Source organism: Kribbella orskensis, assembly GCF_004342085.1.
GTDB lineage: Bacteria > Actinomycetota > Actinomycetes > Propionibacteriales > Kribbellaceae > Kribbella > Kribbella orskensis.
Genome location: NZ_SLWM01000004.1, coordinates 304,155 through 328,159 on the forward strand (window position 1 = coordinate 304,155; position 24,005 = coordinate 328,159).

At 70.1% G+C, this 24,005-nt stretch carries 20 protein-coding genes; 10 read left to right on the forward strand and 10 right to left on the reverse strand.

Features of this window, described 5'->3' with window-relative positions:
* Window positions 1-56 precede the first annotated feature (56 nt).
* Both EV644_RS13660 and EV644_RS13665 read left to right on the forward strand, forming a co-directional pair.
* Window positions 57-1,595 (forward strand): alkaline phosphatase D family protein, encoded by a 1,539-nt coding sequence (locus EV644_RS13660; RefSeq protein WP_132188620.1) that lies wholly within the window; start codon window positions 57-59, stop codon window positions 1,593-1,595.
* 11 nt (window positions 1,596-1,606) lie between these two features.
* Complete coding sequence (locus EV644_RS13665) at window positions 1,607-2,866, forward strand: hypothetical protein (RefSeq protein ID WP_132188621.1); 1,260 nt, start codon at window positions 1,607-1,609, stop codon at window positions 2,864-2,866.
* A gap of 45 nt (window positions 2,867-2,911) precedes the next feature.
* Here EV644_RS13665 and EV644_RS13670 read toward each other — a convergent pair whose 3' ends face one another.
* The gene (locus tag EV644_RS13670) at window positions 2,912-4,966 is read right to left on the reverse strand and encodes a GMC oxidoreductase (RefSeq protein ID WP_132188622.1); all 2,055 of its coding nucleotides are present in this window, start codon (window positions 4,964-4,966) and stop codon (window positions 2,912-2,914) included.
* 121 nt (window positions 4,967-5,087) lie between these two features.
* On the opposite strand from EV644_RS13670, the gene EV644_RS13675 reads away from it, so the two are divergent.
* The gene (locus EV644_RS13675) at window positions 5,088-5,606 is read left to right on the forward strand and encodes a VOC family protein (protein WP_132188623.1); all 519 of its coding nucleotides are present in this window, start codon (window positions 5,088-5,090) and stop codon (window positions 5,604-5,606) included.
* A gap of 15 nt (window positions 5,607-5,621) precedes the next feature.
* Here the strand turns inward: EV644_RS13675 and EV644_RS13680 are convergent, their stop codons facing one another.
* A complete protein-coding gene (locus tag EV644_RS13680) occupies window positions 5,622-8,363 on the reverse strand; it encodes an AAA family ATPase (protein WP_158292820.1) in 2,742 nt (913 codons plus the stop codon).
* A gap of 230 nt (window positions 8,364-8,593) precedes the next feature.
* Here EV644_RS13680 and EV644_RS13685 point away from each other — a divergent pair, with 230 nt between their 5' ends.
* From EV644_RS13685 to lexA, 3 genes are all read left to right on the forward strand, one after another.
* Window positions 8,594-9,496, forward strand: coding sequence for an SDR family NAD(P)-dependent oxidoreductase (locus EV644_RS13685; RefSeq protein WP_132188625.1), 903 nt, complete (start codon window positions 8,594-8,596; stop codon window positions 9,494-9,496).
* 1 nt (window position 9,497) lies between these two features.
* Complete coding sequence (locus EV644_RS13690) at window positions 9,498-10,259, forward strand: SDR family oxidoreductase (RefSeq protein ID WP_132188626.1); 762 nt, start codon at window positions 9,498-9,500, stop codon at window positions 10,257-10,259.
* A 164-nt stretch (window positions 10,260-10,423) separates the two neighbouring features.
* Entirely contained in the window at window positions 10,424-11,083 is a 660-nt protein-coding gene (gene lexA / locus EV644_RS13695) for a transcriptional repressor LexA (RefSeq protein ID WP_132188627.1), read from the forward strand.
* 29 nt (window positions 11,084-11,112) lie between these two features.
* Here lexA and EV644_RS13700 read toward each other — a convergent pair whose 3' ends face one another.
* From EV644_RS13700 to EV644_RS13720, 5 genes are all read right to left on the reverse strand, one after another.
* Window positions 11,113-11,814 (reverse strand): hypothetical protein, encoded by a 702-nt coding sequence (locus EV644_RS13700; RefSeq protein WP_132188628.1) that lies wholly within the window; start codon window positions 11,812-11,814, stop codon window positions 11,113-11,115.
* A gap of 3 nt (window positions 11,815-11,817) precedes the next feature.
* The gene (locus EV644_RS13705; RefSeq protein ID WP_158292821.1) at window positions 11,818-13,266 is read right to left on the reverse strand and encodes a PASTA domain-containing protein; all 1,449 of its coding nucleotides are present in this window, start codon (window positions 13,264-13,266) and stop codon (window positions 11,818-11,820) included.
* Between the two features lie 114 nt (window positions 13,267-13,380).
* Window positions 13,381-13,842, reverse strand: coding sequence for a hypothetical protein (locus tag EV644_RS13710; RefSeq protein ID WP_132188630.1), 462 nt, complete (start codon window positions 13,840-13,842; stop codon window positions 13,381-13,383).
* Window positions 13,817-14,446 (reverse strand): RNA polymerase sigma factor, encoded by a 630-nt coding sequence (locus EV644_RS13715; RefSeq protein WP_132188631.1) that lies wholly within the window; start codon window positions 14,444-14,446, stop codon window positions 13,817-13,819. The genes EV644_RS13710 and EV644_RS13715 overlap by 26 nt, the downstream gene beginning before the upstream one ends.
* 87 nt (window positions 14,447-14,533) lie before the next feature.
* Entirely contained in the window at window positions 14,534-17,158 is a 2,625-nt protein-coding gene (locus EV644_RS13720; RefSeq protein WP_199239798.1) for a CHAT domain-containing protein, read from the reverse strand.
* 58 nt (window positions 17,159-17,216) lie between these two features.
* Here EV644_RS13720 and EV644_RS13725 point away from each other — a divergent pair, with 58 nt between their 5' ends.
* Both EV644_RS13725 and EV644_RS13730 read left to right on the forward strand, forming a co-directional pair.
* Window positions 17,217-18,536: a S8 family peptidase gene (locus EV644_RS13725; RefSeq protein WP_132188632.1), complete on the forward strand. Its 1,320-nt coding sequence runs from the start codon at window positions 17,217-17,219 to the stop codon at window positions 18,534-18,536.
* A gap of 229 nt (window positions 18,537-18,765) precedes the next feature.
* A complete protein-coding gene (locus EV644_RS13730) occupies window positions 18,766-19,362 on the forward strand; it encodes a hypothetical protein (RefSeq protein ID WP_132188633.1) in 597 nt (198 codons plus the stop codon).
* A 114-nt stretch (window positions 19,363-19,476) separates the two neighbouring features.
* On the opposite strand, the gene EV644_RS13735 is transcribed toward EV644_RS13730, so the two are convergent.
* The gene (locus EV644_RS13735; protein ID WP_132188634.1) at window positions 19,477-21,207 is read right to left on the reverse strand and encodes an L-aspartate oxidase; all 1,731 of its coding nucleotides are present in this window, start codon (window positions 21,205-21,207) and stop codon (window positions 19,477-19,479) included.
* Between the two features lie 166 nt (window positions 21,208-21,373).
* Between EV644_RS13735 and EV644_RS13740 the strand changes: the two genes are divergently transcribed.
* Window positions 21,374-22,096: an alpha/beta fold hydrolase gene (locus EV644_RS13740; protein WP_132188635.1), complete on the forward strand. Its 723-nt coding sequence runs from the start codon at window positions 21,374-21,376 to the stop codon at window positions 22,094-22,096.
* Window positions 22,097-22,181: 85 nt separating this feature from the next.
* Here EV644_RS13740 and EV644_RS13745 read toward each other — a convergent pair whose 3' ends face one another.
* On the reverse strand, window positions 22,182-22,712 hold the full coding sequence (locus tag EV644_RS13745) for a GNAT family N-acetyltransferase (protein WP_132188636.1): 531 nt from the start codon (window positions 22,710-22,712) through the stop codon (window positions 22,182-22,184).
* Between the two features lie 256 nt (window positions 22,713-22,968).
* On the opposite strand from EV644_RS13745, the gene EV644_RS13750 reads away from it, so the two are divergent.
* Window positions 22,969-23,616 carry a sigma-70 family RNA polymerase sigma factor gene (locus EV644_RS13750; RefSeq protein ID WP_241998133.1) on the forward strand — a complete coding sequence of 216 codons (648 nt, stop codon included), beginning with the start codon at window positions 22,969-22,971 and terminating at the stop codon, window positions 23,614-23,616.
* A 16-nt stretch (window positions 23,617-23,632) separates the two neighbouring features.
* Here EV644_RS13750 and EV644_RS13755 read toward each other — a convergent pair whose 3' ends face one another.
* A complete protein-coding gene (locus tag EV644_RS13755) occupies window positions 23,633-23,953 on the reverse strand; it encodes a hypothetical protein (protein WP_199239799.1) in 321 nt (106 codons plus the stop codon).
* Window positions 23,954-24,005 lie beyond the last annotated feature (52 nt).

Below are 24,005 nucleotides of genomic sequence, written 5' to 3' on the forward strand. Positions count from 1 at the left end.
CCCGTTTCAGCTGTCCGAGGGGCCTGTCGCCATGCGCATTTCTGAAGGTGAGGCCCATGAGACCGATCAGTCGTCGAACCCTTGTCCTCGGTGGACTAGCGGCGGCCGGTGCCACCGCACTGCCCGCCCACTCCAGCATCATCACCGCCACCGCAGCAGTTCCGTATCCGTTCCAGCTCGGCGTCGCCTCGGGTGAACCCGATGCGAGCAGCGTCGTGCTGTGGACCCGGCTGGCCCCTTCGCCACTCAACGCCGACGGCCAGGGTGGCATGGCCAACACCAACGTCACAGTCGACTGGCAGGTGTCGACGAACGACCGCTTCACCACGCTTGTCACGCAGGGCCAGGTGACGGCGACCTACGGGGCCGCCCACTCCGTGCATGTGATCGCGAACGGCCTCAACCCCGACTCGGACTACTACTACCGCTTCCGCGCCCAAGGTCACCTCTCCCCGGTCGGCCGGACCCGCACCGCTCCGGCCGACGACACCAACGGCCGCGATCTCGTGATGGCCTTCACCTCGTGCGCGCACTACGAAGAGGGCTACTACACCGCGTACCGCCGGATGGCCGAGGACAACCCCGGCCTGATCCTGTTCCTGGGCGACTACATCTACGAGTACCCGGCCACGGCGGGCCGCACGCGGCTCCACCTGGGCGCCACGGAGATCGTGTCGCTCGCGGACTACCGCCGCCGCTACGCGCAGTACAAGTCGGACCCGGATCTCCAGGCCGCGCACGCGGTCGCGCCGTGGATCGTCGTACCGGACGACCACGAGGTGGAGAACAACTACGCCAACATGGTGCGGGCGGACAGCACCCCGTCGCTGACCACGGCCCAGTGGACCGCCCGGCGGACCGCCGCCTACCAGGCGTACTACGAGAACATGCCGCTGCGGCCGGCCCAGGCCAACAACGGCAACAGCATCCCGCTGTACCGCAGGCTCCGGTGGGGCAACCTCGCCACCTTCCACATGCTCGACACCCGGCAGTACCGCAACGACCAGGCGTGTGGCGACGGCTGGAAGATCTGCTCGGACGCGGATCTGGCGTCCCGCAGCCTGCCCGGCAACGCCCAGGAGACCTGGCTGCTCGACGGACTCGCCCAGCACTCCGGCACCTGGGGCATCATCGGCCAGCAGGTGTTCTTCGCGCGGCGGTTCAACTCGACCGGCGCGAGCATGGACTCGTGGGACGGCTACCGCGCCTCCCGGGCCCGGATCCAGCAGGGCTGGGTCGACCGCGCCACCCGGAACCCCGTGGTCCTCACCGGTGACGTCCACCGCGCCTGGGCGAGCAACCTGGTTGCCGACTACAACAATCCTGCCTCGGCCGTGATCGGCAGCGAACTGGTGACCAGCTCGGTCACCTCCAGCGGTGACGGCGACGGTGCCACCGCGATCCCCGACGTCGGGACCAACCCGTGGCTGAAGTTCTACAACAACAGGCGCGGCTACGTCCGGACGACGATCAGCCCGACGCAGCTGCGGGCCGACTACCGGGCCGTGGCGAAGGTCTCGGAACACGACGCCGCGGCATCCACGGTCAAGTCGTTCGTGATCGAAGAGGGCCGGCCCGGCCTTCAGGCCGTGTGAGGGGACCGGACATGAAGAAGCTCTTCGCCATCGGCGCTGCCGCGTCGTCCTTGTTGTTCAGCGCAACCATCGCCACCCCGGCCCAGGCCGCCGTGGCGACGCCGACCTGGCTGACCGCGAACAGCGTGGCCACCGGGGACCAGGACGTTCCCTCGATCGCGACCAACCGCAACGGCTACGTCGCCGTGGTGTGGGAGGACGACCGGGACACCACCGCCGCGACCGACAACGCCCACAGCGACATCTTCGTGCGGTTGTTCCGCAACGGCACGGCGGTCTACGAGAAGAAGCTGTCCGCCGGCGGCAGCAGCGGCGTCACCAACTGGCGCCACCTCCAGCCGGACGTCGGTCTCGACGACAAGGGCAACGCCGTCGTGGTCTGGGCCGACGACCCGGACGGCAACGGTTACTACAACGTCCCGTACCGGGTGGTGAATACCGCGGGCACCGTCACCGCCTCGGGCAACGCGAACAACAGCTCGACCGGTCAGCAGATCAACCCGCGGGTGGCCGTCGACCCGGACGGCGCGCCGGCCGGTGGAGCGGTCGCGTTCTCCGTGGTGTGGGAGGACATCCAGACCGGAGCCCAGCCGCTGATCAAGGCTGCCGGGTTCACCGGGCCGACGACCCGGGCGTGGCAGGTGACCGCTTCGCAGACGACCGGTCAGCACCACAAACCGGACGTCGCGGTGTCGGCGTCCGGCGACGCGATCGTCGTCTGGGACGAGGACGGCGACGCCAACGCGTGGTACAACATCGGCCTGCTCGGCTTGGCCCGGACCAACGGCGCGGTCACCCTGTCCCGCCGTACGGCGAACTCCAACGGCGGCGGGCAGCAGACGCACGCCTCCGTGGCGGCGAACTTCAACGGCGACTTCGCCGTCGCCTGGGAGTCCGACCACACCGGTACTGCGGGGGCGTGGACCCGCACCTTCGACGGGGCGGGCACTCCGCGCTTCGCGGATGTGCAGGTCGCTGCCGGGGGCAAGGACCCGGATGTCGGTATCGATGACCAGAGCAACAGCGTCGTGGGGTGGACGATTCAGGCCACCGACCTCGACGTCTGGGTCCGCGGGTTCGGCACCGACGGGACGGACACCGGACGGCTGTCGGCGCAGCAACTCAGCCAGGTCACCGTCGGCCGGCAGGAGCAGCTGGCGGTCGCGGTGTCGCCGTGGTCCGAGGTGGCCGTCGCCTACACCGACGACAACGACGGCAACACCTTCGACCAGGTGATCCTCGGCCTGGACATCTCCAACAACAGCTGGTGACGCGGGCGCCCGGGGTCGGACCACCCGACCCCGGGCGCCTTCACGTCAGCGCGTGACGCCGGCGAGGTGCTCGGCGATGCGCAGCGAGCCGGCCAGGATGGTCAGCACCGGGTTCACCCCGCCGTTCGTCACGTGCACCGAGCCGTCGACGATCCGGACGTTCTCGTGCCCCCAGACCCGGCCGTACGGATCGGTGACCGAGCGCGCCGGATCGTCGCCCATCCGGCACGTTCCAGCTTGATGCTGGCCGACGCTGGCTCGCCGCGCAGTTCCGGCGCCGCCGACCGCAGTACGGGCTGCGCCGGCCTCGACCAGCCACTGCCTGGCCTTATCGCTCATGTATGCCTGAGTGCGGACGTCCTCGGGGTGGATCGACCCGCTGATCCTCACCACGGCGTTGCCGAATCGGTCGGTGACCTCCGGATCGACCCGCACCCTGGACTCCGCCGACGTGACCTCCTGGATGGGCCCGACCACACGCAACGTGCGGAGGGCTTCACGCCGCATCGCCTGCTTCCCGGCCGCTCCGGCCGGTGGGATCAGGCCTGCCCCGGTCAGATAGTCGTACGTCGATGCCGGGGTGGCGACGAACTCGTTGGCCAGCATCCCGCCACCCACGATCCCGTCGTTGCCGTGCCGGAAGTCGCAGGTCGCGATCGACACCCCCGGGCCGAGCAGGTCGACCACCTCGTCGTCGAACGCCCCGGCCGCACCGGCGTACACGTGCGCCTGGAGGTATCTGCCCACCTGGTCGCGATTGTTGCCGAGTCCCCGTGGTTCGTGGTCGTGCGCGCTGTTGAGCAAGAGTCGCGGGGTCTCGGTGGCACCGGCAGCGACGACGACCTCAGCGCAGTCGACCGTACGACGCCAGATCCGGCCGTCGGCGTCAGCGGCGACCAGGGCCACGCCGGTGACTCGGCCTCGGGCATCGGTGACGAGTCGTTCGGCTGTTGTCTCGGTGACCAGCGTGCAGAGACCGGTCGCCAGTGCCGCCGGCAACGCCGTGTTGTGGGTGCCCGCCTTGGCGTCGACCGGACAGGCGAAACCAACGCACTGTCCGCAACGCACGCAACCGGACCGCCCCTGGTAGTCGACCGAGTTGATGAGCAGCGGTACGTCGAGGGTGCCCCAGCCCAGGCGATCGGCCGCATCCACCAGCCGCTGCGCGGAACCGGATCGCGGCAGCGGCGGCATCGGCAGCGGGATCGAGCGCGAATCGTGCCACGGGTCCACCCCGCCACCGCTCACCCCGAACCTCTGCTCGGCCAGGCTGTAGTACGGCTCCAGGTCGGCATACGTGATCGGCCAGTCCGCGAGCGCGCTGCCCTCGGGGACGCCGTAGGTGCTCGCCATGGTGAAATCGCGCGGGGCGAACCGCCAGGCCTGGGCGCCGTACACCCGGGTGCCGCCGCCGACAGTGAACGCGTTGTTGCCCCAACCACCGTCGGGTGGCAGGACAATCTGCGCCTCGCCGTCGACTACGGAGACCCTCGGGCGTCCCTGCGGATCCGGGTCGGTGAAGGCCGGCAGGCCAACCGTGGACCGAGGGTTGCGCAGGTGATCACGGGTCAGCGATTCCGTCGACGGGTAGCAGCCGGTCTCGACCACCAGCACCGACCGGCCCGATTCGGCGAGCACCTGGGCTGCCGCTCCCCCGCCGGCGCCTGACCCGATGATCACGCAGTCGTAGCGGCCGGCGAGCGCCGACCGTGGGGTGACGGTCAGTTCGGTCTGGGTCGTCTCCCAGGTCCCGGCCGCGTCCGGCCGCCAGCCCACCATCTCCCACGCCGGCGGTCGCTCGCCGTACGGGCTGTGACCGTCGCCGGCGTAGAAGCCCTGCGCCACCAGGCGGACGAGCCAGGCCCCGTCGGAGTCGGCGAGCACGGCGTCGAGGTCGGGTTCGGCACCGGCTACCTCCAGCGCCCGAAGAACCCGGGGCCGCCAGTCAGGCCGGTCCTCGGCGAGAACCCGCTCGACGAACGCCACCGCACCGACGTCGGCCGCCGACGGGAACTCATCACGTGGCACCGCCAACTCCGCCAGCCGTCCGAGGATCGACCGTTCCTGTGCACTGAGCGAGTAGGCGCCCTCTTCTTCCATGCATCCGTCCCTTCGCCGGGCCTCGCGGCCCTCTCCGACAACCGCGGGCAAGCCTGCCACTACCCCTCAGTTGAGTCCTCAACTAGTGTTGAAACCGAAACGACGAGGGGAAGTCGAGGACATGGCGATCTTCCGGTTGAACCATGCGGTGCTGTACGTGCGCGACCTGGCCGAGAGTGTCGCCTTCTACCGCGACGTGCTCGGGTTCGGGTACACCGACGGCGGCGGCTCCTTCCAGGGAGCCGCGTTCCTGCGCGCGCCGGGATCGACCAACGACCACGACCTCGGGCTGTTCGAGCTCGGCGCCCAGGCCGGGCCGTCCGGGGCCGGCCGGACCACCGTCGGGCTCTACCACCTGGCCTGGGAGGTGGACACCCTCGGCGACCTCGAGGACCTGGCGAAGACGCTGGGCGACGTCGGCGCCCTGGTCGGGGCATCGGACCACGGCACCACCAAGTCGCTCTACGGCAAGGATCCGAGCGGGCTGGAGTTCGAGATCGTCTGGATCATCCCGGCCGACCTGCTCACCGACGAGGATCGCCAGAAGGCGGGCGTCGCGCCGTTGGACCTCGCCGCCGAGCTCGCGAAGTACGGCCGCGACGCCCGCAGCGGCGTCGGCATCTCCCGCATCCTGAACTGACCGTACGGCGCCGGCTCAGTCGTCGGGGCGGGCGGAGAGGGCGTCGCGGAGGGCCGCGCGGGCGGTGATGCCCAGTTTCGGGAACGTGCGGTAGAGGTGGGCCGCCACCGTGCGCGGTGACAGCGCCAGGCGCTCCCCGATCTCCTTGTTGGTAAGGCCTGTCGCCGCGAGCATGGCGATCTCACGTTCCTGGGCGGTCAGCGGGATCGCGGCCGGGTGCGATGCCTGCGATCGGGTCAGTCCGGCGGCCCGCAGTTCGTTGGCGGCTCTCCTGGCCCACGGGCGCGCACCGAGTTGGTCGAACACCGCCCGCGCCGCCGACAGTTGCCGCCGGGCCGCCGCGATGTGCCGCTCCCGGCGCAACGCCTCGCCGTAGCAGAGCCGCACCCGCGCCAGGTCGAAAGGCCACTGTTCGGCGCCGGGCACCGCGAGTGCCTGCTCGAAGAGCTCGGTACGACGATCCTCCGGCGCGACGAGTGCCTCGGCGCCGCGCACCACCACCGCCAGCCGCGAGGACAACTCGTCGATCGACGCTGCCCGGGCGGCCTCGACATGAGCTCGGGCTTCCCGCTCGCGACCTGACCGCATGGCGGACTCCACCAGCTCGAACAGCACCCAGAGCGCCTGGGGCATGTACGGCGGGAAGACCCCCGGCGGGCTGATCTCGGCGGCGTACCGGTAGGCCGTATCGAAGTCGCCGCGGCCCAGTGCGACGAGGCAGTAGATCTGCTGGGCCATCCCCTTGACCACCAGCGCACCGCGGGATCCTGCCCATTGGTCCAGCTCCGCGGCCCCTGCCTCCGCCGTCTCGATCCCCCGCGCGGCTCCCACCAGGTTGCTGATGTAGCCGTCGAAGACCCACGTGTACCGCAGATAGCCGTGCAGCTTGGCGAGTTCGCGCCCCTCGGCGACGAGCACGTCGACCTCGTCCCAGCGGCCGTGCATCCAGCCGTCCACCGTCAGCGAGACGATGGCGTTGATGGCGGCGGAGACCGCACCACCCTGCCGGCCGTCCTCGACGACTCGCCAGAGGGCCTCCCGGCATTCCCCGATCCGGTCGACGTAGACCGATGCGACACCGATCCGGATGATCTCCCAGGGATTGTCCAACCCACCCAGGCTGCGCAGTTCGTCGTCCAGCAGCGGCAGCACGGACTTGGCCCGGTAGACCGGGTCCCACAGCCCGCTCAGGAGCACCAGGCTCGCCGGCGCGGCCGCGCCCAGCCGGTCCATCTCGGTGTGGAACGGCACCCACAACTTCGCCCGGCCGCCGAAGTAGCAGACCATGGCGAGCAGCTGCAGGGCCTCGGCCAGGGTCTCGCTGTCCACCTTGTCGGCGTGTGCCTCGAGCGCCAGGGTGAGCAGCCGGTGTGGCGTGTCGACTGCACAGTCCCGGTTGAACAGGACACTCGCGGCCGCCATCGACAGCTGCAGAGAGCTCGAAGGATCGACGGCGTACTGATTCGCCGTCGCCAGCAGTTCCTCCGCGCTGCCGAGGGTCCCGGTCACCTCGGCGCCGATGGTGGCGGCCTCGGCCAGCCGGCGGATCCGGGCCTGACGGTCCACGCTCAACTCTGCCGCGCGGGTCAGGGTCTCGACACTGGCCACCGCGTCACCGCGACGAAGCACGATGTGGGCGGCCTGCTCGACGAGCCCGGCGACCTCTTCGTCGGGCTCCACCGTGGCCTCGGCCAGGTGGCGCGCCCGGCGGACCGGGTCAGGGGACCGATCGGCCAGCAGCCGGTGGGCTTCATTGCGCTCGGCAAGGGTCGAGAGCTCGACCACGGCGAGCCGGCTCAAAGGATGCCGGAAGCTCAGCTTCCCCGTCTGCTGGTCGAGCTCGACCACGCCTTCCCGCAGCGCCGGATCAAGGTGCCGGATGGCCTCGACCGAACCGGCGATCACCCGGAGGTAGCACGGCCCGGACAACGCCGCCAGCAGGAGCAGCTCCCGGGTCGCGTCGGGCAGCCCGCTGATCCGGACCGCGAAGACCTCGTGCAACCGGCGGCTCATCGGCAGCGCCGACAGCGGTTTCCTCCCGTCGCGCAGGGCCGGCAGCTCGGTCAGCGCGAGCGGGTTGCCCTGCGCCTCGTCGAGGATGCGTCGTCGCGCCCGAGGGCCGAGCTGGGGATGGCGCTGCCGGAGCAGCTCCTCACTGGCCGCGTCGTCGAGCGGACGAAGGACCAGCTGGGTCATTCCGCTGTACTCGAAGAAGCCGTTCGCTCCGGTGCGCTGGCCGACCAGCAGCCCGACCCGTACGTCGGTCAGCCGCCGCGCGACCAGGCCGAGGACGACGGCGCTCGAACGATCGAGCCACGGCACGTCGTCGACGACCAGCAGCACCGGGACGGCCGCCGCCAGCTCGGCCAGCAGCTCGAGCACCGCGTTGGACACGGCCAGGAAGTTCGGCGCCGGCCCCGAATCGAGGCCCAGCGCCACTCGCAGCGGCCCGCTCTGCGGAGAATCCCGCAACGCGGCCTCACGCATCACCGGCAGCAGCAGCTGGTTGAGCCCGGCGAAGCTGATGTCGGTCTCGAACTCTACGCCGGCGGCCCGCAGGACCCGATCGCCGTTGCCGGCGGCCACGGCGGCGGCCGCGTCCAGCAGGACGCTCTTGCCGATGCCGGCGTCTCCGACGACGAGCAGGGTGCCGCCGGTCCGTTCGGCGGCGCGGACCGTTTCGTGGATCATCCGCAGTTCGCTCTCCCGGCCGACGAGCTGCGAGGAGCTGTGCGGGGAGCAGGGTGCGTCCGTCATTTCCGAATCCATTCGCTAGCTGCCCGCCCGCGAGCTGAACGTAGCAAATACTACAACAGGCCCGCTTGCGTAGTGGTCGCTACAGCCAGGAAATCAGAGTCATTTGACGCTACCTACGACCGTCCGCGGGCAACAGCCCCCGGGCCGGATTCTTCGCAGAATGACGGATTGTTCCTCCCTCCCCGGCTCCGCACGCTGGGACTGCGATCGACAAGGAAGGACTGACGAGCATGGCCAGGAACGTCTTCATCAGCGGTGCGTCCAGCGGCTTCGGGCTGATGACGTCTCGCGCTCTCGCCGATGCGGGCCACACCGTCTTCGCCGGGATCCGTGACATCGGCGGCCGCAACGCCGAGCAGGCCGCGGCAGCCACGGAGTACGCGAAGGACACCGGTGCCGACCTGCGCGTCGTCGAGCTGGACGTCACCTCTGAGGAGTCCGTCCGACGGGCCGCCGACGACGTGCTCAGCGAGACCGGGCGGCTCGACGTCGTGGTGCACAACGTCGGCCACATGGTGGTCGGGCCGGCCGAGGCCTTCACCGCGGAGCAACTCGCCGAGCTCTACGACACCAACGTGCTCGGCGCGCACCGGCTCAACCGCGCGCTGCTGCCGACGCTGCGCATCCAGGGCGAAGGGCTGCTGGTGTGGATCGGCAGCACGAGCACCCGCGGCGGCACCCCGCCGTACCTCGCCCCGTACTTCGCCGCCAAGGCCGCCCTGGATGCCCTCGCGGCCACCACCGCACTCGAGGTGGCCCGGTTCGGCATCGAGACCACCATCGTCGTACCGGGCTCGTTCACCCACGGCACCAATCACTACGCCCACGCGGGCCGCCCCGCCGACGCCGACATCGCCGCGGAGTACGAGGCCCGCTACCCACAGCTGATGGAGGAGATCGGCACGAGGATGGCCGCCCTCGAGCCGGCCGACGCGGACCCGAGCCGGATCGCGCGGATCGTCGCCGGGGTGGTCGGCACGCCGGCCGGCCGCCGCCCGTTCCGGGTGCACTACGACCCCTCCGACGACGGCGCCGTCGTCGTCAACGCGGTCGCCGACCGCATCCGCGCCGAGTTCCTCACCCGGCTCGGCCTGGCCGATCTGCTCCACCCCACCACCCCGAAGGGACACTGACATGGCAGGAAAGCTCAGCGGAAAGGTCGCCATCGTCGCCGGCGGCTCCGCCAACATCGGCAGGCTGTTCGCCGAGGCACTCGCCGACGACGGCGCCGACGTCGTCGTGCACTACAACAGCGCGCGACGCGCCGAAGAGGCCGATCTGGTGGTAAAGGACTTGGAGTCGCGGGGCGTGCGCTCTTTCGCCCACCAGGGCGACCTGACCGACAACTCCGAGATCACCCGGCTGGTCGACACCACGATCGAGCGGTTCGGCAGTTGGGACATCCTGGTCAACACGGCCGGCCTGATCATCCGCAAGCCGCTGTCCGAGACCACCGAGGACGAGTACGACCGCTCGTTCGCCATCAACGCCAAGGTGCCGTACTTCTTCATGGCCGAGGCCTTCGGCAAGATGGCCGACAACGGCCGGATCGTGAACATGGTGACCACCCAGGTCGCGGTCACCGCGGCGACCTACTCGGCGTACGCCGGCAGCAAGGCGCCGGTGGAGCACTTCAGCAAGGCGTTCGCGAAGGAGATCGGCCCCCGCGGCGTCACGGTCAACTGCATCGCCCCCGGCCCGCAGAAGACGAGCTTCTTCTTCGACGCGGAGACTCCCGAGACGATCGCCTGGCTCAGCGGGATGACGATCAGCGGCGACCTCGGCGACCCCGTCGACGTGGTTCCGGTGATGCGCTTCCTGGTCTCGCCCGAGACCCGCTGGGTCACCGCCCAGACCGTCTACGTCAACGGCGGCATGATCTCCCCGATCAACTGAGCGCTGCCCTCCCCAGCGGCGCGATCGGCCGGTCCAGCCGATCGCGCCGCGCCCGCGGCACCACATGCGCCTCACAACCGGCACCTCACAACCGGCCATCAACGCGAGCCCGGGATACCGCCCGGGCGGTGGTGGCCGCAGTGATTGCCTCTACGATTCCGCGGGTGACCTACGACGATCTCGATCCCTTCGAACACCTCAACGCCTCAGGTCTGCCGGAGCGGCAGCAGCGGATTCTGGTGGCGATCAGGGACTGGGTGGTCAAGTACGGCTATTCGCCGAGTACGCGGCAGATCGGCGACGCGGTCGGGTTGCGGTCGGCGTCCTCGGTGTCGAAGCACCTGGCGAGCCTGGAGGAGAAGGGGTTCCTCCGGCGCGGTACCTCGATGTCGCGGCCGATCGACGTGCGGTTGTTCCTGCAGGACTCGCCGGGCCGGTCGGTGTCCGACGACTCCGTCTCCGTGCCGGTCGTCGGTGACATCGCCGCCGGTACGCCGATCTCGGCCGTGGAGCACGTCGACGATGTGCTCTCGCTCCCCCGCGGCCTGACCGGCCGGGGCAACGTCTTCGGCCTGCGGGTGCGGGGCGAGTCGATGATCGACGCCGCGATCTGCGACGGCGACATCGTCGTGGTCCGGCAGCAGACCGAGGCCCACAGCGGCCAGCTCGTCGCCGCGATGATCGACGACGAGGCGACCGTCAAGGTCTACCGCCGCCGCAACGGCCACGTGTACCTCGAGCCCCGCAACCCGGAGTACGACGTGATCGACGGCGACAGCGCCGTCATCCTGGGCATCGTGGTCTCGGTACTGCGCAGCGTCTGACGCAGGGTCCAGGGCAAGACCGCTGCTCGTCAGCCGCGGCCTCGGCTGCGGAGGGGCACCGCCTCGGGCCAGCGGCTCGGCCGGGCGTCGATCGGCGTGGCGGCGGAGTCGGCGGCCGGCGTACGGACCGGGTCGGACCCGGAGATCAGCGGACGCGGCGGATCCAGCCGCACCATCAGGTCGAGGTTGACCAGGTGACGCTTCTTCGCCAGCCGGGCGCCGTCGAGCGTCAGCGTCGCCGTGACCACGCACTCGCCGGCGCGCACCATCGCCAGGGCGCCGTCGCGGACGACCGCCTCGAGTCCGATCACGTCGAAGACGAGCTCCAGCTCGAACTCGAAGGAGTGGACCAGCGTGCGCTCGACCGCCAGGTCGACGTGCGGGGTGTAGGTCGAGCTGACCCGGTGCGTGACGAGCTCGACGATCTCCTCACTGCCGGGAGCTGCCTGCGTCCGCTCCGCCGACTCGATCAGTTTCGAGTACTTCTGCCAGCTCGACACCAGGATCTCGCCGAGATCCAGGTCGAGCAGCCGGCCGGTCACGGAGCCGATCTCGCGGTCGACGGTCTCCACCGACGAGGCCGAAAGCCGGCGGACGGACCGCAGTGCGGAACGGGCGGCGCCCTGCTGGCTGATCGCCTGCGCGACCGCCTCCGCGGTGTGGGCCCCCGGGCTGTCACCGAACAGGAAAGCCCCGGCTGTCAGCGGTGCGTAGAGAGTGGAACTGCTCATCTGTCAGACCTCCTCGAGAATGCTGCGACCGGCGTCGGCGTGCGGTTCGATCCGCACCACCGGCATCGGCTTCGTCGTCCGTGACTCCGTGATCGTCGGGGCGGCTGCGGGAGTCTGCCGTGCCGTCACCCGGACCTTGCCGCGGACCCATCGATGCTCCAGGCGCTTCCGCAGGATGCGGTAGCCGACTGCGCCGATCCCCAGCAGGAGGACCAAAGCGGCCGCAGCTGCCCGCCAGGGAAGCGGTTGTACGACGGTCAGAGTGACCGTTGTCCCCGCCGGTACCAGGGTTCCGGCGACCGGCTGCTGACTGGCGATATCCCGGTCACCCTCTTGGCTTCCGCCCGGCACCAGGCCAACCGCGGTCAACGCCGAGCGAGCCGCGGCCAGCCTCCCGCCGACCAGGTCCGGGACCTGAACCAGCCGAGGTGGATCGACCCCGACCGCCGTACTGATCGTGACGGCGCTTCCGATCCGGACCCTCGATCCGGCTTTCGGGCTCTGCTGACGGACCACGTCGCCATCGCCGGACACCTGGCCGAGCACCAGCCAGCGGCCGCGCAGGATGGTAGGTACCTCAGCGGCACTCGCGCCGACCAGGTCGGGCACGGTGACTGTCTGCGGCGGTAGCGAGACGACCGAGATGTCGACGGCGGTACCGCGTCTCACCTCGCGGCCGGCGACCGGATTCTGCACTCGTACGACGTCTCCGCGGCCCTCGACACTCCCGAGCTTCAGACCCACCGATGCCAAGGCTGCCTCGGCACTCTCCTGCGAGCCGTCGACCAGGTTCGGCACGGCCACCAGTGGTGGCAGTTTGCCCAGGTCGACATCGACCTTGCTGCCGGACGCCACTTCCTTGCCGGCGGCCGGGTTCTGGCTCTGGATCTTGTCCCCGTCCCCCGACGTCCTGCCGAGCAGCAATCCCTTGTCCGCCAGGGCTTTCCGGGCCTGATCGGCGTTCAGGCCGACGACTCCGGGAACGACGACCGACGGCTTGTCGGTGCCCGTCACCCTGAACGGGACGGTCTGTGTCATCGACTCGTCACCATCACAGCGCGACTCGACCCAGTACCGCCGCGCGGTCGCGGACTCGGGCACTGTGAAGGTGATCGTCGCCGATCCACCCGTGGAGACCGGGACCCGCTTCAGCTCAACGCTGGTGTCCCAGACGAACACCACAACTCCCGCCGCACCCTGATCGGCCGGAGTATCGGCCAGAGCCGGCTCCCGGCCCGGAGACTCTTCTGCTGAAGGCTTTTCAACAGAAGGCTCCTGGGCGAGGCGACACTCCTGGTACCCCCGGGCGACCGCGGTCACCTTGCTACCGGGCGCGCCGCTGCTCGGCTCGATCGACAACGTCGGCGCTGTCATCGTTGCTTGCCCGGTACTCGTTGCGTGGGCGGCACCAGCCGTCGCGAGCCCGAGCAGCACCAGCGCACCAATCAGCACACCAGCCACAACACGAGCTGGCACACGCGCCGGCCTTCCCGCCTCCTGCTGTCCGACAAGCCGGTGAATCCCGGCCTGCCGGCGTGAACTTCCCCCCATGATGATCAACTTTCGTCAGGGCGACACCCAGCCGGTGAGCACGGTGGCACCCGAGTCCGTCTGGCACAGCACCCGGAACGGCCGGCCCGGAACCGGCCGGACGATGAAGAAGCCGAGGTCGTCGATGGCAGCCCGCCCGAGCTCCTCGGTGTCCGTTCGCAGGCTCACCGTTCCCCCCTCGGGCGGGCTGATCTGGCCGAGCACCTCGTCCGAGGTGAGCTCGAGTTCGATGGTCAGCGCGTCCGAGCCGAAGGTGAGCGTCCGCAGCATCGCGCTGTCCGCCCGGGTGAGGGCGAGCTCCCCGCCGTCCCAGACCGAGTCATATGTGAGTGCGGCGAGCTCCGCATCGATCGTCCGCCACACGTAGGCGGCCTTGCCGACGTCGATGAAGTCAGGAGACATCTCCCGCGTAATCGTCAACGCGTCCTGCAGCTCTTCGAGCAACTGGTCGTCATCGGTCCACCACTGGCCTGCCATGCTGCTCACCTCCTCCGGTTCGATGGGCGGTCTCGTTCCCGGTGTCGATCAGCGCAACAAGTGCCGGGGCCTGCCGCAGTCGGTCCAGGCAGCGGGCCCGGTTGGGACCGATGCTGCCGACGGGCATGTGCAGCTTCCGGCTGATCTCGCTGTAGGGCACGGGCGGGTCTTGGGTGAGCATGGACAACAGCAACTGGCAACGCGGCGCCAACTGACCGAAGGCGGCCCGGAGCGCTTCGCGGCGTTCGTGCAGAAGCAGTTCCTCGTCGACCGCCACCGCGGCGTCGGGCACGTCCGGGTCGGCATCCGCCGGATCGATCGGCTCGACCCGCCGACCGACCCGCAGTACCCGCAGGCACTCTCGCTGGGTGGTCGTCGCGATCCAGCCTGGCAACGCCGCCGGTTCCCGCAGCCCGGGCAGATGCTCGATCAGCAGCAGCCACACGCTCTGGCCGACGTCGTCGATGTCCTCGGCCGACAGCCGGTAGCGCCGGCTGACCGCCCAGACCAGTGGCGCATACCGCTCCACCAGTTCGTCCCAGGCACTCTTGTCCCCGTCCCTGGCGCCTGTGACCAGCCGGATCACCGCTGGATCATCGCGCATGCCGCGCCTCCCTCACCACCAAGGACGTCTCTCACTGGTACGGAGAGCGTCGAGTGCTCTTTGATACCTCCGGATTCAGGGCCAAATTCAGGCCCCGAGTGCGACGAACGAGCAACCTGTCGCATGCGCGACCGGATCGTCACCGCCCGCGGTCCGGGCGTCCGCGAACGCCTCCGCGAGCGACTGGCCGGCATGCAGGTTGCCGTGCAGCGCTGTCATCAGCGGCACTGCGGCCGGATCGTTCACCGGTACCACGCTGGCCAGGATCCCGGCCGCGCCGAGTGGCACCAGGCTGCTGGTGAGACCGAGCAACTCGTCCGCGCCGACCGGGTTCGCCAGCCCGGACTCGCAACTCGACAACACCAGCCGGTACGGCGCATGCCGGAGCCGCTCGAAGTCGTACACAGTCAGGGGTCCGTCGTCGAGCCGGAGTGACGAGAACAACGGGTTGTCCGAACGGAAGGTGCCGTGCGCCGCGATGTGCCCGAGCCAGGCGCCATCCAACGCACGCAGTACCTGCTCGGCAGTCGCCGCGCCCTCGGCGAGCACCGTCGCCGCCGGGTAGCGCTCGACCAGTTGCGAGATCTCTGCGCGGCCGGCGGTCAGGCCGGGGCCGAGCACCAGCACCACGCGACGGCCGTTCGGCGGGCGCAACCGGCGAGCCCACAACCAGGTCGCGCTCGACGGTGCAACGCTCACCGCGCGGCCCACCAGCTCAGGAACCAAGGCCCAGGGCAGCGCCTGCAACCGGCTCGGCGGAACGACAACAACAGGTCCGTCGCCCAGGTCGGCCGCGGCAGCTCCGAGCAGCGCCGCCGAGAGCCGCGCCCCGATGACCTCCAGCGACGGCCCGGTCGGCGGCCGACCGCGAGCCAACCATCGCAGGCGGAACCGGGCTCGCTCCACTTCGTGCGCCGCGGCGGGCAAAGGGCCAACGGTATGAAGCCGGACCTGGCGATCCCGGACGACCACCGCGTACAGGACGTCGTCGACCTCGATCAGCTCGACCAGCACTGTTCCGCCCAGTTCGTCGATCAACTCCTCTAGATCGAAGGGCGGAGAGCTCGCGGCCGCATCGTGGCCGCGAGCCTTCAAGGTCTGGGAGCGCACGGCGTCCTCGAGCCGCCGCTGCTCCCGGCCGAGTGCCGCACCAGCCGGAGTACTGAGGTCATCGCCGGAGGTCTCCCGCCGCCGGGCCACGTCGCGGAGCGCGGCGAGGTCCGCGATCAGTTGCTCATCCCCCGGCGGCCGCACAGCCGGCACAGCCAGGGCGGTCGCACGCCAGCGTTCGCTCCGGAGCAGCAACTGGCGAGCGTCCTTGCGCTGCAGGGCCTCCCGCAGCGCAAGTCCGGCCAGCTCGGCGCCATGTGCGGTTGCCCTGGCTCGCAGCTCGGTCGCGCCCATCGTCAGTCGATGCTCGTCCAGGGCATCCAACCCGCGGTCGCAGGCAGCCAGCATCCCGCGGACGTCTGCGCCGGCCTCCGACCGCAACGCCTTGCCGAGCAAGGAAGCTGCACGCGCCAGCGGCGGTGCGCCTCGCCGCAACCGCGCAGCATGTTCGAGATGCCGGTCGGCGGCCACTCGCCGCCCTTCGACCAGAGCCAGCCGTCCCGCGAGCAGGTGCGCGGCGGGTGCCTCGGCTGCGCCCAGCCGATCCAATCGCGTCGCCGTCTCAGTCACCCGGCGCAGCAGCTGCGGCCCTCGCTCGCCTCCTTGATGGCGAGCCTCGAGCTGGATCAACGTTGCCCGCGCCGACCACCGGGCGCGGCCCTGCGCGGAGAAGAGCCGACGCGCCTGCTCAGCACGTTCGCGGGCGGTCAGCGGATCCGTCGCTCCGAGGGCCGCGGTCGCGGCCGTGAACAACAACTCGGCCTTCTTCGTCGCCTGACCGCCTTCGGTCTCCATCCGTACGACGGCCCGGTCCGCCTCGTCCAGCGCCTCGGTGGTCAGACCGGCGGCGAGCAGCACCCTGCAACGGTCGATGGCGAGGTCGGGCCAGACGACGCCGACCGCCTCGAACCGCTGCCCCGCATCGCCGAGGTACTCGAGGGCCAGGGGAAGATCTCCGCGCGCGAATGCCACCAGGCCGCGGTTCTGCCTGGCTTCGGCGTACTCGAACTCCTGCCCGCTCGCGGCGTACAGGCGTTCCGCGACGGCGAAGTCCGCGTCGGCCTGCCGGGTGCTGCCGAGCGCGAGATGGGCGAAGCCGCGATAGTTGCGCGATCGCGCCTCCCACACTTGATCACCGGCGCGCCGGAGTCGGGTCACGGCACCCCGCAGGTCGTCGAGTGCCTCCTGATGTCGCCCGAGGATCAGCAGAACGTCGGCGCGCCGGATCAGCACCCGCCCGGCCAGGGCACCCCGGCTTCCAGCCACCGCACGGTCGAGACAAGCCAACCCTTGTTTGCCATGACCAGCCCGCCCGAGTGTCGCGCCGAGCGTCGCCAGTACGTCGGCCTCGCGCCGGCGCTGACCCGACTTCGTCGCGAGCCGCAGCGCGATCCGCATCTCCCGGATCGCGGCGTCGACGTCTCCCAGCTGCCGCAGGCTGATCCCGCTCGCCTGATGAGCGATGGACGCGACGAGCGGCGCCGGACCGGACTCGAGCAACGACTTCGCGCCCGCGATCGCATCGTGCGGACGCGACAGAGCCAGCGGCAACAGATCCTCCGGGGCCGCTATCACCTCGACACCACCCCCGGTTATCGGCACAGTGAAAGGCTAGCTGGCCGAGCACTCGTGCCGGCGATTCTCAGGGGAGGAATAATTCATGGCGGAGAAGCCGAAACCAGACGGCGATTCCAACCAGCCGAAAGGCGATCCGAAAGGCGATCCGAAGAGAAAAGACATCTCCCAGATCGACCTGATTCTCAGTGAGTTCGAGGACGGTGTCGTCGAGGTCTGGCCCGAGGACTGGCGCACGGAGGGCGCGGGCTACTTGTGCCGAGCAGGCAGCGTGCTGGTCCGGGACACCGATCTGGACCGCGTGATGACAGCGTTCGGTCGCGGCCGTCGGCAAGACGGCGGAACTGCGCACGAGGGGGGCATCGGCGGTGTCACCCGACTCGACCTGCCGTCCGTCGTACCCGATGAGGCGCCACAGGCGTTCAGCCCGACCCAACGCTTCCTGGAGTTCGCGGACCTGCTGTTCGGACGTGGCGTCGTCACGCCGTTGCACCTTTTCTATGTGTGCAGCGTGAGCCCTTGTCCGGCGACTGAACCGGAGGAGGTACCGCCGGGGATCCCGCCGGACCCGCTGCTGCCGGCCGGCGCGACCGACGGGCGGGGAGTCAAGGTGGTCGTCCTGGATGTCGGGTGGACGCCCGCGCCCGCGGCGTACTGGCTGGACGGTGTGACCGGCGAGCCGGAGCCGGGGTACGACCCGGTGACGCAGACGATCGGCCCGTACGCCGGTCACGGGACCTTCATCGCCGGCGTCGTGCGCTCGATCGCGCGCAATACCGAGGTAGTGGTCAAGAGCTATTTCGACAAGGCCGGCGCGGCCTTCGAGGACGACCTGGCCGTGCGGCTGGACGAAGTACTGGCCGAGTCGCCCGACATCATCAGTCTGTCCGCCGGGACCTCGACCCGGAACAACCTTCCGTCGCTGAGCCTCGACGTTTTCATCGAGACGCGCTTGAACCGCGTCAACGGCCTGGTCCTGGTGGCTGCCGCAGGCAACGAGAACAGCCGCCAGTACTTCTGGCCCGCGGCGTTTCCCGAAGTGGTCTCAGTCGGCGCGTTGGCGGAGAACGGGCGGGACAAGGCGTCCTTCAGCAACTTCGGCACCTGGGTCGACGTCTACTCGCCGGGCGAGAATCTCGTCAACGCGTTCCTGACCGGGACCTACACCTGCACGGAGCCGCCGAACACGGGAACCACGCGTACCTTCGCCGAGATGGCGCGCTGGAGCGGTACGTCGTTCTCGACACCTCTGGTGGCGGGCCTGATCGCCGGGCGGATGTCGGCGACCGGTGAGAGCGCCAGGCAGGCCGCGGACGCACTGCTGGCCTACGCGCTGACGCAACCCGCGCCGGGCGTCGGACCGGTCCTGCTGCCGGGTGACGCGGGGGCTTCGATCGGGCCGTAACAGCTGGTCGATGACGAACGTCGTCGCTGCCGGCCGGCTGACGCGGTGCCGAGTTGCCTTCCCCCTGACAAGGTTCTCGCGCACCGCGTCAGCCCTCTCCCCCCGGATGTGCCCCACATAGAGCGGAGTCGGCGGCGGCGACCGTGATACAGAGATTGTGTCGTGTATTCGCGAGCGTCCCGGGGTCTCCGCCCAAGAGAGAGGTGGATACACCCGGGGGAGGCTCGAGATGACCAGGATTGTGAGTCCAGCGAAGCCGCGACGCCGAAGGGAGACCGCGCTGCGGCGGTCGACCAAACGATTGATCGTCGCGCTCAACGTCACCGAGGCTGTAGTCGGCCTGGTCTGTCTGCTGGCCGCCTACGGTCTGGCCGAACGCCTGGTGGCCGCCCAGGAAGCAGCCGGCGAGGGCACCGTGGCGGTCCGCGCAGTGCACTGGTGGGGGCCGGACTTCTCGGCCACGTTGAACATGAGCCTGCTGATCGTCGGCGCCGCGGCGGGTGCGGTCGGCAGTATCATCCACCAGAGCATGGCCTTCGCCCGCAGTACGGGGACCGAGGAGCGCCGGTACGCCTGGTGGTATCTGATGCGTCCGCTGTGGTCGGCACTGCTGGGCGCAGTGGCCGTCATCGCCGTCAACACCGGCCTGATCAGCATCGGCGACGAGACCACCTCGAGTGCGGGAGTGGCCGTCCTGGTCCTGACCGGCTGCCTGGCCGGCCTCTTCACCGACCAGGTACTGCGTCGCCTGCGCCGCATGCTGGGCGCGGAGCCCGCACCAACCGCTCGACGCCGCCCACGCTCCACAAAGGCACCCCGGCCATGATCGTCCGGGCCAGGCCGCGCTGCTCCTGCGAGGCGGCACCGTCTATCCGAACGGCCCGCACAGCAACCGGGCGGCGGTGCAGGTCGTGGCCGAGCCTGCACACCGCGAGACCTGTTACTCGACGAGCTTGCCAATGCTGGAGACGTGGCGCATCAGGCGGCTGAGCTCTTCGGGGATCGGCGGAATCTCCTCCCGTTCGAGCTGGCCCGGGCCTGACCACACCAGGTTCACCTGCAGCGACTCGTCGAGGTCCGGGTAGTCGGAGCGGTTGTGGCAGCCGCGGGTCTCCCGCCGTTCGAGTGCAGCCTCCACTGTCGCGCGGGCGGACAGCAGCGAGGACTTCAGGTCGAACGCGTGGGCCAGGTCTTGGAAGCCGGCCAGATCAGGGTGGACGCCGACCTGCTGGCCCCGGGCCTCGATGGACTCGAGCTCCGACAGGCCGGCGAGCAACCCCGCCTCGTCGCGGACAACGCCGGCGTGGTTGGTCATGGTGTCGCGTACCGCCCGTTGCAGCGCGCGGACATTCTCGGGTCCGTCGGCGTCGAGCAGACCGTCGACCTCGGCCCGGGCCTCCCCCAGCGCTTCGGCGGACCGTCGCTGGACCTGCCGGCCGGTCGAGTACTTCGCCGCCTCCTCCCCCACGATCCGGCCGAACACCAGGAGCTCGATCAGGGAGTTCCCACCGAGGCGGTTGGCGCCGTGCAGGCCACTCGCCGCCTCGCCGATCGCGTACAACCCCTCGACGCCGGTGCCGTGGTCCTCGGGCCGCACCCAGACCCCGCCCATCGAGTAGTGCGCGGTCGGCGCGATCTCGATCGGCTGCTGGGTGATGTCGAGCATCTGCAGCTCGAGCAGCGTCTGGTAGACCCGCGGCAGCCGGCGCATGATCGTCTCGCGCGGCAGCTGGGACACGTCCAGCCAGACGCCCCCGTTCGTCGTACCGCGCCCCTCCTTGATCTCCGTGTACGCCGCGAGCGCGACCCGGTCCCGGGTGGACAGCTCCATCCGCTCCGGGTCGTACCGGGCCATGAACCGTTCGCCGAGGGCGTTGCGCAGCTGGCCGCCTTCGCCGCGGGCCGCCTCGGAGACGAGCGTGCCGGCCGCGTTCTCCGGCTCGATCAGGCCGGACGGGTGGAACTGGACCAGCTCGGGGTCGCGGATCTTCCCGCCGGCGAGCAGGGCCAGCCGGAAGGAGTCCCCGGTGTTCTCGTCGCGTCGCGAGGAGGTGCGCCGCCAGATCCTGGTGTGCCCGCCGGCGGCGAGGATCACCGCGTCCGCGTGGATGACGTAGCGGTGCCCGGTCTCCACGTCGAAGCCGTAGGCGCCGAAGACGGTGTTGTCGTGCACCAGGATCCGGGTGACGTACACGGTGTCGAGGATCGGCACCTTCAGCTGGACGGCCCGGTTGATCAACGTCCGCTGGATCTCCAGGCCGGTGTAGTCGCCCGCGAACGCCGTCCGCCGATAGGTGTGAGCGCCGAAGAAGCGCTGCGAGATCCGGCCGTCGGCCTCGCGCGCGAACGGCATCCCGTAGCGCTCCAGGTCGTCGATGCCACGGGCCGCGTTCTCGGTCACGATCCGCACCGTGACCGGGTTGGCGAGCAGGTAGCTCTCGGCCAGCGTGTCGGCGGCGTGCTGCTGCCAGGTGTCCTCGGGGTCCATCGTCGCCAGCGCCGCGTTGATGCCGCCGGCGGCCAGCGACGTGTGCGCGTCGGACCGCGGGCGCTTGCCCAGGGCAAGTACGTCGACACCTCGCTCGGCCAGCTCGATCGCGGCCCGCAGGCCGGCGCCACCCGTACCGATCACCAGCACCGAGGTCGAGATCTGTTGGTCCGCTGTGTTCATCGGTTCGCTCTCTCGTTTCTGTGCCGGAAGGAGACTGGTTGTACAGCTAAGGACAAGACCGCGCCCGGCGGTGTGACAGCTCCCGGGGCCGTCGAGACCAGCGTCACAACGGGGATCGCTGTCCGGTCCTTGTGGGTGAAGCAGCAGTCCACGAGGAGGAGAAGCCATGAGTGAGCAGTACCCGACCGTCGTCCTGGTCCACGGCGCGTTCGCCGAGTCGGCCAGCTGGAACGGCGTGGTCGAGCAGTTGCGGGCGAGGTCGATCGACGTCGTCGCGGCCGCCAACCCGTTGCGCAGCGTCGCGGGTGATGCCGCCTACGTGCGCGACGTGATCGCGGGGATCGGCGGACCCGCGGTACTGGTCGGCCATTCGTACGGTGGCATGGTGATCACGGAGGCTGCGGCGGGCAACGAGTCCGTGACCGGACTGGTCTACGTCTGCGCGTTCGCGCCGGACCATGGCGAGAGCGCGCTGGAACTGTCGGGCAAGTTCCCGGGCAGCACGCTCCGCGAGGCGCTGGCCGCGTATCCGGTGTCCAGCGGCGGCAACGAGTTCGCCATCCGGCCGGACGCGTTCCACCACCAGTTCGCCGCCGATGTGCCTGCTGACCAGGCGGCTGTGATGGCAGCGACCCAGCGACCGGTCACCGAGGCCGCGCTCACCGAAGGACTACCGGCCGCGGCGCCGGCCTGGACGACCTTGCCGTCCTGGTTCGTGTTCAGCGACCAGGACCTCAACATCCCGGTCACCCTGCACCGCTTCATGGCCAATCGCGCCGACGCGAAGGGCACCCGCGAGGTGGCCGGCGCCTCCCACGCCCTCAGCGTCTCGAACCCGGACGTGGTGACGGCCTCGATCCTGGACGCACTGGGGATCTCCACCCGGTAGAGCACCCCACTGGACGGTCTCCGGTCACCCCCCGCCGGAGACCTTCAGGATGTCTCCCCGTCCCGGGCCGGCGGCAGGACTGGTCCTAGCGGTAGGACAGGTCGTAGTGGCGGATGCGGTAGAGGTGAAGGTTCAGGTCGTGGTACTTGTCGGTCTCGCCGATCCACTCCATCCCGATCCGCTGAGCCGTCGCCGCACCGCGGGTGTTGTCCGGGCGGACGACCGCGAAGACCTCATCGACGTTACCTTGATGCATCGCCCACCGCACGAGTGCCGAGCCGGCCTCCGCGGCGTAGCCGTGTCCCCAGGCAGTGGGGGCCAACTGCCAGGCGAGCTCCAGATCCCCCTGCCAGGGCGGCAGATGAAGCAGCCCCACTCCGCCGACGAGCTGGCTGGTGTCGCGACGGACCACCGCCCAGTGGCCCGCCGGCGCCGGATCGCCGTTCTCCTGCCACTTCTGCAGCAACAAGCGCATCGCGGTCACGTCGGGGACCCGGCTCATCACCGGACTGAGCCAGCGGGTCACCTGCTCGTCCCCGTAGATCGCCAGTGCGTCCGCCGCGTCCGCGTCCTCCCAGGGCCTGATCACCAGGCGCTCGGTGTCGATGGTCGTCATGTCGCTCCTCGGCTCCGGATCACCGGCTGGTTCGGGCCGGTACTGGCTATGACCAGGCAGACCGGGCGGCTGTGACAAAGCGGCGCGGGAGCAGACCACGTAGTACCGGTCGAACCACTCGTCTGGTTCGTGGTGTGCGCGGACCACGGGGTCCACTACGGACTTCCAGGGCGCGGCCCACGGACTCCACGGGAGACGGTGATGGCAGTCGCCCTTCGCGGACCCCCTGGCGGCTGACGAGCGAAGGAGCCGGAAAGTGACTACCACAACGTTGGAGAAGCCGGTCGCGGCCGTCGCGGCCGACGATCTCGAGGACGCCGCGGCGGTCTTCGTGGCGGCGCGGCCCCGGTTGTTCAAGGTGGCCTACCGGGTGCTCGGCAGCGTCTGCGAGGCCGAGGACGTCATGCAGGACGTCTGGCTCCGGTGGCAGCGCACCGACCGGACGGTGGTGGTCAATCCCCCGGCCTTCCTGGCGACCATGACCGCCCGGCTGGCGATCAACGTCGCGAAATCGGCCCGCCGGCGGCACGAGACCTGTGTCGGCCCGTGGCTCCCGGACCGGGCGGGCGCCTGGGTCGATCCGCAGACCGAGGCCGAACGAGGCGAGGCGGTCGAGCAGGCCGTGCACCTGCTGCTGGAGCGGTTGTCGCCGTCTGAGCGGGCCGCCTACGTTCTGCGCGAGGGGTTCGAGTACCCGTACCGGCAGATCGCGGAGACCCTGCAGCTCGGCGCGGCCAACGCGAGACAGCTGGTGACCCGCGCCCGTCAGCGACTCGCCGCCGACCGGCGCCAGCCGGTGACCACGACCACCCACCGGCGTCTCCTGCAGGCACTCGTCGCCGCGGCCGGCGGTGGCGACCTGGCCGAGCTCGAGGAACTCCTCGCCGCCGACATCCCGCGCTGACCTGCCCGGCGGCGACCTACTGCCTGCTGATCAGGTCGTCTGCACCCGGAGCTGCCGGCGGGAGGTGATGCCGAGCTTGGCGAAGACCTTGCGCAGGTGCCACTCCACCGTGTGCGGGCTCGAGCAGCTCGTAGGCGATGCGGAGTTGCTCGCGGGCGTCCTGGCGGCGGTTCACCCGTCGCAGCCATTCGCCGTACAGCAGGTGCGCGCGGGCGAGGTGGACCGCGACGCGGCTTCGCTCGAGGCGTTCGATCGCCTCCTGGTCCCTGCCCCGCCCGGGACAGCCGCGAGCATCCGGTCCAGTACGGCACACTCCGCGCGTCGGCCGTGCAACCACGACCCCACCTCACCGCCGGACATCGCGACCCATGGTGTCGAGGCTAGAACGC

Bases quoted from the DNA above. Each gene is read 5' to 3' on its own strand.
- EV644_RS13660 (WP_132188620.1), top strand. From the start codon at position 57: ATGAGACCGATCAGTCGTCGAACCCTTGTCCTCGGTGGACTAGCGGCG.
- EV644_RS13665 (WP_132188621.1), top strand. From the start codon at position 1,607: ATGAAGAAGCTCTTCGCCATCGGCGCTGCCGCGTCGTCCTTGTTGTTC.
- EV644_RS13670 (WP_132188622.1), bottom strand. From the start codon at position 4,966: ATGGAAGAAGAGGGCGCCTACTCGCTCAGTGCACAGGAACGGTCGATC.
- EV644_RS13675 (WP_132188623.1), top strand. From the start codon at position 5,088: ATGGCGATCTTCCGGTTGAACCATGCGGTGCTGTACGTGCGCGACCTG.
- EV644_RS13680 (WP_158292820.1), bottom strand. From the start codon at position 8,363: ATGACGGACGCACCCTGCTCCCCGCACAGCTCCTCGCAGCTCGTCGGC.
- EV644_RS13685 (WP_132188625.1), top strand. From the start codon at position 8,594: ATGGCCAGGAACGTCTTCATCAGCGGTGCGTCCAGCGGCTTCGGGCTG.
- EV644_RS13690 (WP_132188626.1), top strand. From the start codon at position 9,498: ATGGCAGGAAAGCTCAGCGGAAAGGTCGCCATCGTCGCCGGCGGCTCC.
- EV644_RS13700 (WP_132188628.1), bottom strand. From the start codon at position 11,814: ATGAGCAGTTCCACTCTCTACGCACCGCTGACAGCCGGGGCTTTCCTG.
- EV644_RS13710 (WP_132188630.1), bottom strand. From the start codon at position 13,842: ATGGCAGGCCAGTGGTGGACCGATGACGACCAGTTGCTCGAAGAGCTG.
- EV644_RS13715 (WP_132188631.1), bottom strand. From the start codon at position 14,446: ATGCGCGATGATCCAGCGGTGATCCGGCTGGTCACAGGCGCCAGGGAC.
- EV644_RS13725 (WP_132188632.1), top strand. From the start codon at position 17,217: ATGGCGGAGAAGCCGAAACCAGACGGCGATTCCAACCAGCCGAAAGGC.
- EV644_RS13730 (WP_132188633.1), top strand. From the start codon at position 18,766: ATGACCAGGATTGTGAGTCCAGCGAAGCCGCGACGCCGAAGGGAGACC.
- EV644_RS13735 (WP_132188634.1), bottom strand. From the start codon at position 21,207: ATGAACACAGCGGACCAACAGATCTCGACCTCGGTGCTGGTGATCGGT.
- EV644_RS13740 (WP_132188635.1), top strand. From the start codon at position 21,374: ATGAGTGAGCAGTACCCGACCGTCGTCCTGGTCCACGGCGCGTTCGCC.
- EV644_RS13745 (WP_132188636.1), bottom strand. From the start codon at position 22,712: ATGACGACCATCGACACCGAGCGCCTGGTGATCAGGCCCTGGGAGGAC.